The organism is Holospora undulata HU1, assembly GCF_000388175.3.
GTDB lineage: Bacteria > Pseudomonadota > Alphaproteobacteria > Holosporales > Holosporaceae > Holospora > Holospora undulata_A.
The window spans coordinates 1-12,933 of the sequence record NZ_ARPM03000164.1; the positions used below are offsets into that span (position 1 = coordinate 1).

Sequence of the window (12,933 nt, forward strand, 5' to 3'; positions counted from 1 at the left end):
ACGTCTTGCCTTGAATCGTCTACGCAATGCTTCAAGAACATATCACTCACTTTCATGTACGTGGTGGCTTTCAAAATGTGCGATAGAAATCTTTTCGTAAGAAAAATTATAAACACATAAAATTAAACTTTTAAACAATTTCATTCAGCATAAGTATAAAAAAATCTCAATCATTCGATCCAGAAAAAAGATCTACGTTTTTCCAAAAAATTGAAGAATTGAAAAAGAAAGATAAGCAGATAGGTTAAGTGATGAAAGTGGTTTTGCTCATGATATGCCAAGAACGCATGGACACTCTGATGGCAAGCGATGTGATGGCTCTTATGACTGGGGGGGGAACAAATCCCATAGGCGCTTTAATTGGCAAAGCTATAATTGTAATTGGGTTGATATCTGGCTTACAAAGGGGGGTACATCTTGGGTGCAGCAGATTTTATTACCAAACCTTCCAAAAGAAGACGCTAATGTTATATAATGCCACTTTCCATAAAGGGAAAGCTATGCAAAAGATGCTAGAAGATGCAGGGCATAGTTTGCTTTATTTTCCTCCTTACTCTCTGGATCTCAATCCTATTGAGAAAAAATGGACCTAAGCAAAAGATGCTAGAAGATGCAGGGCATAGTTTGCTTTATTTTCCTCCTTACTCTCTGGATCTCAATCCTATTGAGAAAAAATGGACCTAAGCAAAACATATAAGAAGAACTTTAACTTGCTCAATTGATCGTCTTGTTTTAATTTTTTCTCTTGTAATCTTTTTGTACTGATTTAGATATATTTACGCAGCTGGCCTAGAAACACAAAAAAAGAGTAAAAAACACCCAAATTAAAACAAAAGGTATTTTAAACTCTTACTTTTTAATTTTCTAAAAACTGCTTAAATCTATTTATTTAGCACCAAACATATAAGTCATCGTTATTAAGAAAAGATTATTGCTTGTTCTAAGCGAAGGAGTCCCAAGAGCCTCAAATCTACTGGGAAGAATTTCGGAAATTCTATTCCAATTTGTTTTTTTTGAGAAATGATGTTGATATTCCATCCCCACCGAAATACGTTGCGTTAAGGCGTACCTTGCTCCAAGCGCCACCATTGGTCCACAAATCGTTTTAGATAATCCACCGGAAGATTTTCCTGAATCGTTAATGCAACACAACTTTTGTTTTTGAATATACAATCCAGGTCCTGCAAAAATCTGCATTCTATTAGTGATAAGATAGCCAAATTCAAAAATAAAAGACGTACACCACTTGTTCTTTAAAACAAATACAGTGCTATTTTCAGGCACAGAAATGTCAACGCCGTTTATAAGAGCTCTAACTCCCCCTTGATTCAAAACCATTTGAAAAGGATTTACCGTATCATACTTTATCCTGGCAGAAGAACCATTAGATCCAAATATCCAACGAACTCCGACTGTATACGCTCCCATTTTTTTTTGAGCTAACACTCCAAGATTCCAAGAAAACCCAGAGCGATTCTTTATTTCGCTTGACGAAGAAAAGTCTACAAAGTCACGAGATTCATTCTCTAAAAACAAATCTAACGAACGTATAGAATTAAACCTTCTTCCCGCTGTTAACAATCTAATTCCTTCAATTTTTTCGCAAACAAGATCTTCCATCAGCTCAGAGTCCGCTTCTTGTGCTTTCACCCCCGCCTTAGAAACTCCAAGCCCGAAAGTAACGCCTATTCCAGACTGAAACATGGAACAATTTTTATTTTCTTCTGTTGCTTTTACGGTCGATCCCGCTAAAAGAAAAGCAACCATTAATTTAAAACATTTTTTCATTGTCTATACTGCTTGTTAAACACATTTAAAATTATTTCATAAAATTAAAAATTTTATTAAAAATACGAAAAAAATATTAATTATTTTTTGATAGAGTTTTTTTAGCAACTTTTAAATTTATTTTTTTGAAAATTTCATAAAAAAAATAAAAATATTTTTTTAATAAAAAAAAGAAATATTTTTAATAATTAAAATAAAGCACCACAATGCACATTTTTGTTGAAATTAAGAAAATATAAAAAATATATTGACTTTTTGTTGTTTTTTTTTAATAAGATTTTACATTTAAAATATCTTTTAACAGTAAAGTTCTCACAATTAAGCTATGTCCGCCATTTTACATTTTCCCATAACAATAAAATGCTTCGATGTAATATAATCTTTCTTATACCAGTATCAGTAATAAATAAAGAAATTTTATAATTTTTCATAATTATTGAATCCGACATTTTGTAGCCACGTAACATTAATTAAGGTAATCGCTGTCCGCTTTAAGCCCATCTTCCCAGCATTTTACCTAAAGAGTCGATTGTTTTTTTGGGATTTTTATGTATAAATAACAGAATGTTGAAGAAGAATATCACAATGGGGGAGGAAATTAGGCGCGTGGATTTACGCTTCTTTTCTTTTTTTTGCATGGCCATTTTCACAGGAATCCTTTGTGGTGTGGGGTGCACTTCTAAAAGAAATCCTGCAACTGAAAAAATTTTTATTGTGGCAACCTGTGCAGATTATCCCCCCTTTGAGTACTACACTCAAGAGAAGGATTTAGAAGGGTTCGATATTGAACTGATCCAGTTAGTTGCAAAAAATTTAAAAAAGCACGTTACGTTTGAAGTTTTGGAATTTGGTGCGATTTTTGCTGCCCTTGAAACAAATCGTGCAGATGTGGGAATCTCTACAATAGCTATTACTCCAGAGCGAAGAAAAAAGATTGAATTTTCTGCCCCATATTACACACAAAGATTGTACGCTATTTTTAGGAAAGAAGATTTCAAACAATCTCAAGAAGAAATTTTTAGAAGTTTTTCAGGAAAAGTTTTTGGGTGTCAAATGGGAACAACTATGGAACATTGGATTAAGTTACACTACCCTCAAGAACAGTGTCTTACAATGGACGAAAATTTACCTTTGATCGAGGCTCTAAAAAGTAAAAAGGTAGATATTGTCATATTAGACGGGTATCAAGCAAAAACGCTTTGTCGTATAACCCCTCAGCTTGGGTGTTGTCCTGTTGGAAAAAGTAACAGCAGTTATGCTATCGCTCTTCCTAAAAATTCTTTACTTTTGGCCCCCATAAATGCTGCCTTAAAAGCTTTGGAAAAAAGTGGTGAATTAGACGCACTTAAGCGCAAATATCATCTTGATTGACATGACGCTTTTAGATCAAATTTTTTTTGTGGGAAAAGGATTGGGGGTAACCTTACCTTTGTTTTTGGGCGCGTTAGGGCTGGGAGCTCCTTTAGGAATAGGTCTTGCAATCTTAAGACGTATTTTTAAAAATTTTCGATTTTTTGTTGATGGTGTGATTTCTATATTGAGAGGAACTCCCGTAATATTACAGTTAAGCTTTGTGTATTTTACACTGCCAAGTTTAGGGATTTCTGTTGGATTTTTAGGAGCAGGTATCATCACTTTAGGGATGAATACTGCTGCGTATACAGGAGAAATTTTTCGCTCTGGAATTGATGCGTTGCCTTTAGGACAGTTTGAGGCAGCAGAAGTATTAGGAATCAAAGCATACAACATGTGGAAAGATATTATTATTCCTCAAGTATTACGAAAAGTTTGGTCTTCTTTAGTTAATGAATTTATTGCGTTATTAAAAGAAACAGCGCTTATCTCCACTATTGGAGGTACAGATATCTTAAAGTGCGCAAAACACATGGGGTCTATGCATTTTACATATTTCACCCCCTTGATTATCGCTGGAGTGTATTATTACAGTATCGTTTTGTGTATTGAATATTGCGGAAAATACTTAGAAAAGAGGAGTTTCCCTTGGTCAACGTGATGAACGCCACTAAATTTCTAGGGGGAGCTTCTGTTATTCAACATCTAGATTTAAAAATTTCTGTTCTAGAGATTGTAGGACTAGCAGGAGCATCTGGAAGTGGAAAATCAACACTATTACGGTGCATTCAAGGGCTAGAAACGCTAGATGAAGGAAGCATTGATAGGCCAGAACATACCGGGTTTATGTTTCAAGATTTTCAACTTTTTCCGCACATGACCGTGTGGGAAAATATATTATACGCCCCTTTGCACAAAAGAAGGACTGAATTAAAAAAAGAAGAGTATATAAGTAATGCGCATAGGCTTTTGTACTCTTTGGGAATTTTATCACAAAAAGATATATACCCTCATCGACTTTCTGGAGGGCAAAAACAAAGAGCGGCATTAGCAAGAGCCCTTATAATGAATCCTAAGCTTTTATTGTGTGATGAGCCAACTTCGGGCTTAGATAAAAGCACTACCGGAAGTGTTGCTCAGATTTTTAAACAGGTGCATGAGCAAGGAGTGACTGTATTAATTGCCTCCCATGACATAGACTTCCTTTGTGACGTTTGTGACCGCATTATAATGATGCGCCAAGGAAAAATCGTTTTAGACATATCCCCCAAAGAAAAAGGGTTTTATGCAGAGTCTCTTTATCAATTTTACAAAGATTGATTTTTCTTGGTTTTTACTGAGTATTCTAAAGAGCGCCAAAGTACAACGGTAATGCATAAAAAGCTTTGTTTTTTAGTAACGCAATTCAAAAGTACAAAAATATTTTTTGCCTTTAGTTTAAAATGTTTTCCTTTATTGAAAATTCTGAGAATTAAAAAAATTAATCTGGCGAGCAAGAATAATCGAATAATCATTTTTTAATTTTTTTTTAATTCATCACAAAAATCTTCGAAATCCGTATTTTGTAGGGGGTACGCGCATTCACATTGAAATTTTTTACTTTTAGTATAGCTTGCTCTAAAATGTTCAAAATATTAAGGAAGATACACTTTATGGAGTGATAAAAACTTCTCAAAAGACAGCAAGAAAATAAGCTAAGTACAAAAAATTTTGCTTGATTGAGCTTAAGAGTAAGAATATGTATATTTTTTCACATCACTCAAAACTATGGTGGAGTAGTTCGCATGGGTACAGTCTTGTAGATAAAATAACTGACTGTTACACTCCCAGTCTTGCTCCTCCTGCGCATAAAACGATAATAAAGATTTATATAAACGATAAAGTTAAATAAATATACAATAAAAAAAATAATATAACGACAATAACAGCAAATAATAAAAAAAAATTTTTTTCTCAGATTGTGATTTTTTTTAAAGTGAATACTTTGATAATTCAAATATTATCTATTTAGAACTCATTTGAATCGTTTCGAACTAAAGTAAGGATAAAATTCGATCTAATTTTGAGATATTATTACCACTTTTATTTTAACAGAACAAGGGAAGGGCTGTATTAAAGTTTTGTTTCATAATTTTTTTGTGCTATAATTTGTGTCTATGATTTTTGCAACGCAATTCAAATGACACCCCCGTTTTCTTCTTTTGCACTTCGTGTTCATAAAAACACAGTTCCTTTTTCTCATACTGGGCGTGATTGGCATTTTTTAAGCGCTTGTGAACGTCATGTGGCATACCTGAAGGAACGATACCAAGTAAACGACCTGGCAGCTAGACTTGTGGCCAACCGCAGTATAATGGAAGAGGCTGAAGAGATTTTTTCTCCATTTTTGCGTACCCATTTACCAGATCCTAGCCATCTTCCCGATCTTTTAAAAGCGGTGGAACATTTAGAGGAGGTAATACGAGAAAAACGTCCTCTTGCAGTTTGGGGAGACTACGATGTGGACGGTGCTTGCGCAAGTGCTTTAATTGTTAAGTACTGCAACGCGCTGAATCACCCTGTGATCTCTTATATTCCAAATCGTTTTCAAGAAGGGTACGGACCAAATATTCATGGATTTCAAATGCTTCAAAATACGCATCAGATTCACGATTTGATTGTGGTTGATTGTGGAAGTACTTCTTTTGAAGTTATGGCTGCAGCACGAGAACAAAAAATGCGTGTTACTATTATCGATCATCACCAAGTTCCTGGAATAGATCATCCAGAATGTGTCGCTTTTATAAATCCCAAGCGTTTAAATTACACTGGGCCTGAATCTTTGAAGACTCTTTGTGCAGGGGGACTAGTATTTTTGTTTCTTGTTGGAGCAAACCGCTATTTTCGAAAGACAGGAATGTTCTCATTTCTTAACACTTCAGAGCCCGATTTGTTTTCTTTGTTGGATTTAGTGGCGTTAAGCACAGTATGCGATATGATGCCGCTTAGAGGCATTAATCGCGTTTTTGTCAAACAAGGATTAAAAGTTTTGGGACAACGCAAAAATGTAGGCCTTACACAATTGCTAGATGTGTCTGGAATTAGAGAAGAACCCAATGCAATCCATCTAGGATACGCCCTAGGGCCGCGAATTAATGCTGGGGGAAGAGTAGGAAATTCTACACTAGGTGTTCAGCTAATTGCCACTGATAGTGTAACGAAAGCATTAGAAATTGCCCAAGAGTTAAACGCGTTAAATCAAGAACGTCAGCATATTGAGCGCGCTACCGAACAGTTGGCTTTAGCTCAAGCGTTAAAACAACAACAGCAGCATTATTTATTTTTATGGGATAGCAGTTGGCATGAAGGAGTTTTAGGAATTATCGCCGGGCACTTAAAAGAAATTTTTGGTAAGCCGACGTTTGTATTGTCAGAAAAAAATGGAATGCTAAAAGGGTCTTCCCGATCTGTATCTGGCATAGATATTGGCCGATTAATTCACCAAGCTTGTGAAGAGGGAGTTTTAGTAACAGGCGGAGGTCACCCCATGGCAGGAGGGTTAACATTACGGTTCGATCAGATTAGCCCTTTTCGAACCTTTTTAGATAAAAGTTTTAAAAACTGTTATCCTGAAAAAAACCTTTCTCCTATGAAGGTTGATATGGTTGTAACTTTGGCTCAGCTTAATCAACCAAATTTTTTAGATGTTTGGGAAAAAGTAGGCCCTTTTGGTGCAGATTATCCCTCACCTATTTTTATGGTGAAAAGAATTTATGTACAACATGCTACTGCTTTTGGACACAATCATCTTCGGTTAAAAGTTTGCGCTGAAGAAGATCCATCTATCTTATATTCAGTTGTGTGCTTTCGTATAACAGACAAACCTGCGGGGCCCTTTCTTTTATCTCTTCCAAAAGATCCCATTGATGTGTTGTTGACTATACAAATCAGCAGAAAATGGGGAAAACGTTTTCCTAACTTTGTTTTAGAGGATTTTCGGTGTCCGTAGAAAAGAGGTATCCTCGGCTTTTATTTTTTGTGGGGAATATTGAATATTTTATTTCTCATCGCTTAACACTGGCTTTGGGAGCAATTTCTAATGGATATGATGTTTGGGTGATAGCTCCTAGTGTTTCACCCGTTCCAGAACTTCCTGGTGGGATTAAAGTTTTTTTTCTGAATACATTTCGAAAATCTAGGATGGCCCCCTGGGGTGTGGGCAAAGAATGCTTAGAAATTTTGAAAGCTTTTAAGGTCATAATTCCAGATATTTTACACAACGTTGGGATGAAGCCTATTTTTTTAGGATCTTTCTTGGCGTTTCACTCTTGCGGAGTTGTTAATGATTTCGCTGGGTTAGGATATACTTTTACTGTGTCTTCCCAAGAAAATAGAGTAAAGAAACTCATACTAAAATTTATATTTTATTGTTTTTTTCCATTAATGATACGGAAGAAACGATGCAAGATATTATGTCAAAATTCCCAAGATAAAAAAATTTTAAGAAGCAGTGTGAATAAAAAGGTTCCTATTTATCTTATTCCAGGCTCAGGGATAGATATGAGCACCTTTTTTATTCTTCCCATGCCAGCCCCCTCCCCATTACGGCTTCTTTTTGCAGGAAGACTTTTAAAAGAAAAAGGGCTAAGAGAGTTAGTAGAAGCAAAAAAATTACTAAAAAAAGTAGAACTAGAAATTTTAGTTTGTGGAGATGTTGACCTAGAAAATCCTTCCTCTTTCACCACAGAACAGATTATGGCCTGGCAAGAAGAAGGATTGATCCATTGGTTAGGATTTAAAAAAGAATTATCACAAGTATATAAAAGAGTTCATGGAGCTGTTCTTCCTTCTTATCGGGAAGGATTACCAAGAAGTTTACTGGAAGCCTGCGCTTGGGGGCGCCCCGTTATTACGACTCAAGTTCCAGGATGCCAAGATGTGGTAATAGACGGCGTAACTGGATACTTGGCAAAAGCTCAAGATGTTTTTGACCTTGCCAGAGCCATCCAAACATGGGCAGATGATCCAGAAAAAGAAGAGAAAGGAAAAGCAGGACATTTTTATGTAATAGAACACTTTTCTAAAGAAAAGATTCACCCCCAAATCTTTGAAATATATAAAAAATCAATACAGTAAAAAAAATTTTAAAGAAAAGAGGTCATTAAAAATTTAGTAAGGTTATTCTTAAAAATCATTGAAAGAACTTCTGCCTATTTATTTTTTCTCCATCACCCAAAATAAAAAATTTACCTTGACAAGACAAATCTAGATAGTATCATCACGAGAAGTTCAACCAAAGGAAAAGGCATCTCATTTGAACAAAAGCGCTTGTAAATATCTTTACCGTGTTCCCTTATACCAGGATTTAATGTTGTTTTTTCTTGTCTCATCAACGATTTGATTGGTATCATATCCTTTATCTGAAAGAAGATTTTGATCTCCTATTCCTTCAATAACACGCTGGCTAGCTTGTTTGCAATCAGCAACGCTACCTGAAGTAATAATATTCTGACCGGCATGCCCTAAGCCATCCACGGCCAAATTTAGCTTCGAGTTTTAGATTCGTGTTGAGGCCCCCCTTTTGTGTGCGGCCCATGTACTGGCCTACCTTCCTTAACCTCTTTCTGCATAAGGATGCGCTTTTATATGGCTGGTATCTATCATCAGCCCCTCATACTCTGGATAGACAATCAGTTTTTCTAAAAGATTTTCCCCAATGCCATTATCTTTCTATCTGCAAAATCTTCTGTGCGTATTTTTCTAATCCCCTTAATCCGGGGAAAGATCTTGACAAAAAGCCCCCCGTTTTTAAAATCAACAAAACAGCGTTTAACGATTATCCTTTGCTTTTCCCTCTCCTTTTTTTCCTGGTAGAGGCTCCAGCATTTTCCAAGATTTCTCTGATATGTCGTGTCTTCTGTGTGATTGCGTCATCTCTTTTAAAAAATAAAATTTTTAATTTATCATTATTATCATATTTTATCTTATGACAAAACCGTCTAACGTAGAAAATTTTTTTAATTTGTTGCAAAAAATCAATAATTAGCACCTCTGCATTATTTAGCGTGTTTTAACTGTTTTTTTAACTTTAATATATGATATAATTAAGTTATTGATATTTTAAATTTTTTTAGTGATAGCTTGATTAAAGCATTTTTTTTACTAGCTATTTTTTTTTCAGCTTCAAGCCTCAGTGCAAAAAAAGATAAATTTTTATCCGGAATAGGAATTATTGTGGAAATCGGTGGCGCCACTTTGTCTATAACTCCTGGGGGATCAGGATCAACGCGTTGTTCAATTCAGGCGGAAACCTTTGGAAAAAACAATCAGGTTGTTCAAGGAAAATTTAGCATCGCTAATGAACTTAATAATGATTTTTATCTTGATTTTTATGGTAGTATTAATAACGAATCTTTATCAGTAAGAAGTCGTAGCGAGGGAATAACAAAGATGGATATGAAGCCACAGTTCCTTCACCCCGAAAATTCGTGCGCAGTGAATACAGTCAGCTGTGAAAATAGCTATTTTACGGTTGAAGGAACGACGAGTACCAGTGCCAAAATTGATTTTGATGTGACTTCAGTAAAAATTGAAGGAATTCAAGACAATCTGATAGATTTTGGACAAAAAGGAGAAGTGAGGAATAGATCTGGATTTTCTTGGAATTTTGGGGTATTAATACAAAAAGTTTTTGATTCCTACACAATGGGGGGGCGGTGTGTGTTTGGCGCCAATAATGATGCTGCTCTGCTAAAGTACAAAACTGGAATATTTTCATTAGATCTTGAAGAACGTAACGATTTTACTGGTGAGTTTGAAATTCCAGATCAATCAAGAACAGTTTTTCGTTTAAGGAATAAATGGTTTGCTGAATTTATTTTTGAATTTGGGTATATAATTGCACGACGATTACAACTTTTCGTAGGACCTGGCATTGTGTTACAAAAGCAGGAACTTTCTTGCATGAAGGAATCAAGACAGTCTCCTTCCAGTTTGTCCAAAACTATCATGGGAGGGGTATTAGCGTGTGGGACCCGGTATGCTTTAAATCGTCACGTTGCGTTAGGGCTGGAATATCAACGCCAGTGTTTTGGGAAAAAAAACTGGGATAATATTGCTTCTATAGTTCCACAAGATATGTATTGTTGCGGCACCCCCATAACAAAGACTAATGCCAATTTGTTTTTAGTAACGTTGAGCTGTGTATTTTTTGGAAAATAAATCGAAGTTGATTTTGCTGACTGCTATCTTGATCTTGTATCTTGAGAGCTTTTTACTATGTTTTTTCCTTAAAACATTCTAGAAAAGGGGTATAATTTTCAATAAAGAATGTTTTTTAATTTGTTGCAAAAAATCAATAATTAGCACCTCTGCATTATTTAGCGTATTTTAACTGTTTTTTTAACTTTAATTTATGATCTAATTACCTTATTGATATTTTGAATTTTTTTAGTGATCGTTTGATTAAAGCATTTTTTTTACTAACTGTTTTTCTTTCAGCTTCAATTCTCAGTGCCAAAAAAGATAAATTTTTGTCCGGAATAGGGATTATCGTGGGAATCGGTGGCGCCACTTTGTCTACAACTCCTGAAGGATCGGGATCAACAAATTGGCCCATTCAAGCAGAAGTTTTTGGGAATAATGACCGGGGTGTTCAAGGAAAATTTAAGATCATCAGTACGCTAGCTAATGTGGATTATGTTGCGTTTGCTGACGCAAGATCTCCTGTTACCAATCCCACTGCTGATGGGTATGTGCATATCGCATCGCATAGTTCTATTTCAGCACTTGGATTAACACTTATGACTACAGCAGCACAGCCCCTTGAACATCCCGAAACGTATTCGTGTGCGGTAGATAATCTCATCGTCTACGAAAGCCACTTAAGCTATAGGGTTAATGGAACAAGCAATACTGTGGTTGGGTTTGATGTGACGTCAGTGAAAATTGAAGGAGCTCAAGATAATTTTATAGATTTTGAACAAAAAGGAGAAGTGAGGAATAGATCTGGATTTTCTTGGAATTTTGGGGTATTAATACAAAAAGTTTTTGATTCCTACACAATGGGGGGGCGGTGTGTGTTTGGCGCCAATAATGATGCTGCTCTGCTAAAGTACAAAACTGGAATATTTTCATTAGATCTTGAAGAACGTAACGATTTTACTGGTGAGTTTGAAATTCCAGATCAATCAAGAACAGTTTTTCGTTTAAGGAATAAATGGTTTGCTGAATTTATTTTTGAATTTGGGTATATAATTGCACGACGATTACAACTTTTCGTAGGACCTGGCATTGTGTTACAAAAGCAGGAACTTTCTTGCATGAAGGAATCAAGACAGTCTCCTTCCAGTTTGTCCAAAACTATCATGGGAGGGGTATTAGCGTGTGGGACCCGGTATGCTTTAAATCGTCACGTTGCGTTAGGGCTGGAATATCAACGCCAGTGTTTTGGGAAAAAAAACTGGGATAATATTGCTTCTATAGTTCCACAAGATATGTATTGTTGCGGCACTCCTGTCACAAAGACTAATGCCAACTTGTTTTTAGTAACGTTGAGCTGTGTATTTTTTGGAAAATGAATTTAAGTGAAAAATTCGCAAAAATAATTAAAAAATCCCTTCCAAAATCTTTGAAATATGTAAACAACCAATAAAGTCTTATCAAGAAATTTATTGTGCTTGTAAAAAAAACGATGCACATATACCCAATAAAAATCAAAATGTTGAATTTAGGCGTTGAAAATTATCATTGATACGGTCCACCATAGTGTCGCAGATCTGTAGCCATGTCTTGGAGAAAAAGTTAGTGATTTCCTGTTGAAATTCATTTGCCCAGCTAAAACAGTGGTTATTCTTCGCTTTTTCGTTCATCACCTTCAATAATCGCTCGATAGGAGTTAAATTAAGGCTATATGGTGGCAAATAATAAAGGATAATATTTACGTTTTGCCGCTGCTGCCTTGGTTAGTATTGCTGGTATGATCCCCCCCCCTGATCAACACTAAGGTGTATTTTGGGGGCCAACGGATACGCTTCCTTCAATATATCGAAATATTTCACCAGCGTATCGCTTTTATAGTCTTATATTCTGCAGCTATTACTTGCATTCTTTCTAGGTTAATCGTGCCAAATATGTTCATTCTCGTCCGTGAAGCAATGGTCTTAATGGCTTGCGCTCCCCACGCCTAATTCCACCATAGGTGATCTTGGTGGCCATGGCACCCCATCCCCGAATAAAATTCGGCTTATTTTCCGGGGGGTGTTTGAGTAATTCTTCATATTTTTCGACAAATTTTTGTTTCGGGGGGGGGCTGCTTTGGCTGGCACTGCAGCTGGTTTCTTGTAAGAAAAATGGTGGTTGTGTAGCCAGCATGTCATGCCTGCAACTGTGTATGCACCCTTATATAGCCTCCACATAACTCACAGATGGCTGCAACCATAGGATAGGTCTGCAAGGTTAAATATTGCTTCAATTTCTCATCTTGCTCAGCGGTAAGCTTGGCCACCATATCCACCCGCCGCTAGTGGGCGTTACCTTCTGCTTTTCCTTGTATTCCGTTATTTGACGACTGATAGTTTTCTGGTCTAAAAGTAACACATGCGCTATCTCTCGGTAAGACTTACCTTCATCTGCGCATAATACCGCCTTAATTCGATCGGCAGTCTTCCTATCCTGCGCTCTCCTGTGCAGAATCACCAACTCACCGCGCTCTTTATTTGTTAAAAACTTAGCCATAAATAGCTCCATCAGTCCCAATTCCCCTTTCTATCAAAAAACGCCCCTATGTCAAATACTTTATTTCATGAAGAGTAG

The 12,933-nt window shown here is 36.1% G+C and carries 11 protein-coding genes; 8 read left to right on the plus strand and 3 right to left on the minus strand.

Going from position 1 to position 12,933, the window contains the following annotated elements; translation table 11 throughout:
- Positions 1-251: 251 nt before the first annotated feature.
- A complete protein-coding gene (locus K737_RS08960) occupies positions 252-593 on the plus strand; it encodes a transposase (RefSeq protein ID WP_024161479.1) in 342 nt (113 codons plus the stop codon).
- Between the two features lie 292 nt (positions 594-885).
- Here the strand turns inward: K737_RS08960 and K737_RS04995 are convergent, their stop codons facing one another.
- Positions 886-1,788 (minus strand): outer membrane protein, encoded by a 903-nt coding sequence (locus K737_RS04995; RefSeq protein WP_023492208.1) that lies wholly within the window; start codon positions 1,786-1,788, stop codon positions 886-888.
- Positions 1,789-2,424: 636 nt separating this feature from the next.
- Here K737_RS04995 and K737_RS05000 point away from each other — a divergent pair.
- The 5 genes from K737_RS05000 (at position 2,425) to K737_RS05025 (ending at position 8,256) form a co-directional block, all read left to right on the plus strand.
- Positions 2,425-3,159: a substrate-binding periplasmic protein gene (locus tag K737_RS05000; protein ID WP_161630440.1), complete on the plus strand. Its 735-nt coding sequence runs from the start codon at positions 2,425-2,427 to the stop codon at positions 3,157-3,159.
- 28 nt (positions 3,160-3,187) lie between these two features.
- Complete coding sequence (locus K737_RS05005) at positions 3,188-3,802, plus strand: amino acid ABC transporter permease (protein ID WP_200863622.1); 615 nt, start codon at positions 3,188-3,190, stop codon at positions 3,800-3,802.
- Positions 3,802-4,461 (plus strand): ATP-binding cassette domain-containing protein, encoded by a 660-nt coding sequence (locus K737_RS05010; protein WP_006294094.1) that lies wholly within the window; start codon positions 3,802-3,804, stop codon positions 4,459-4,461. Before K737_RS05005 ends, K737_RS05010 begins: the two co-directional genes overlap by 1 nt.
- Before the next feature lie 859 nt (positions 4,462-5,320).
- Positions 5,321-7,129 (plus strand): single-stranded-DNA-specific exonuclease RecJ, encoded by a 1,809-nt coding sequence (gene recJ / locus K737_RS05020; protein ID WP_006294098.1) that lies wholly within the window; start codon positions 5,321-5,323, stop codon positions 7,127-7,129.
- Positions 7,120-8,256: a glycosyltransferase family 4 protein gene (locus K737_RS05025; protein ID WP_006294100.1), complete on the plus strand. Its 1,137-nt coding sequence runs from the start codon at positions 7,120-7,122 to the stop codon at positions 8,254-8,256. The genes recJ and K737_RS05025 overlap by 10 nt, the downstream gene beginning before the upstream one ends.
- A 204-nt stretch (positions 8,257-8,460) precedes the next feature.
- Here the strand turns inward: K737_RS05025 and K737_RS08300 are convergent, their stop codons facing one another.
- A complete protein-coding gene (locus K737_RS08300) occupies positions 8,461-8,661 on the minus strand; it encodes a hypothetical protein (RefSeq protein ID WP_152531101.1) in 201 nt (66 codons plus the stop codon).
- A 600-nt stretch (positions 8,662-9,261) separates the two neighbouring features.
- Here K737_RS08300 and K737_RS05035 point away from each other — a divergent pair.
- Both K737_RS05035 and K737_RS05040 read left to right on the plus strand, forming a co-directional pair.
- Entirely contained in the window at positions 9,262-10,341 is a 1,080-nt protein-coding gene (locus K737_RS05035; RefSeq protein WP_023492205.1) for a hypothetical protein, read from the plus strand.
- 239 nt (positions 10,342-10,580) lie between these two features.
- The gene (locus K737_RS05040; RefSeq protein WP_200863623.1) at positions 10,581-11,699 is read left to right on the plus strand and encodes a hypothetical protein; all 1,119 of its coding nucleotides are present in this window, start codon (positions 10,581-10,583) and stop codon (positions 11,697-11,699) included.
- A 582-nt stretch (positions 11,700-12,281) separates the two neighbouring features.
- Here K737_RS05040 and K737_RS08970 read toward each other — a convergent pair.
- Positions 12,282-12,536 (minus strand): winged helix-turn-helix domain-containing protein, encoded by a 255-nt coding sequence (locus K737_RS08970; RefSeq protein WP_152531102.1) that lies wholly within the window; start codon positions 12,534-12,536, stop codon positions 12,282-12,284.
- Positions 12,537-12,933 lie beyond the last annotated feature (397 nt).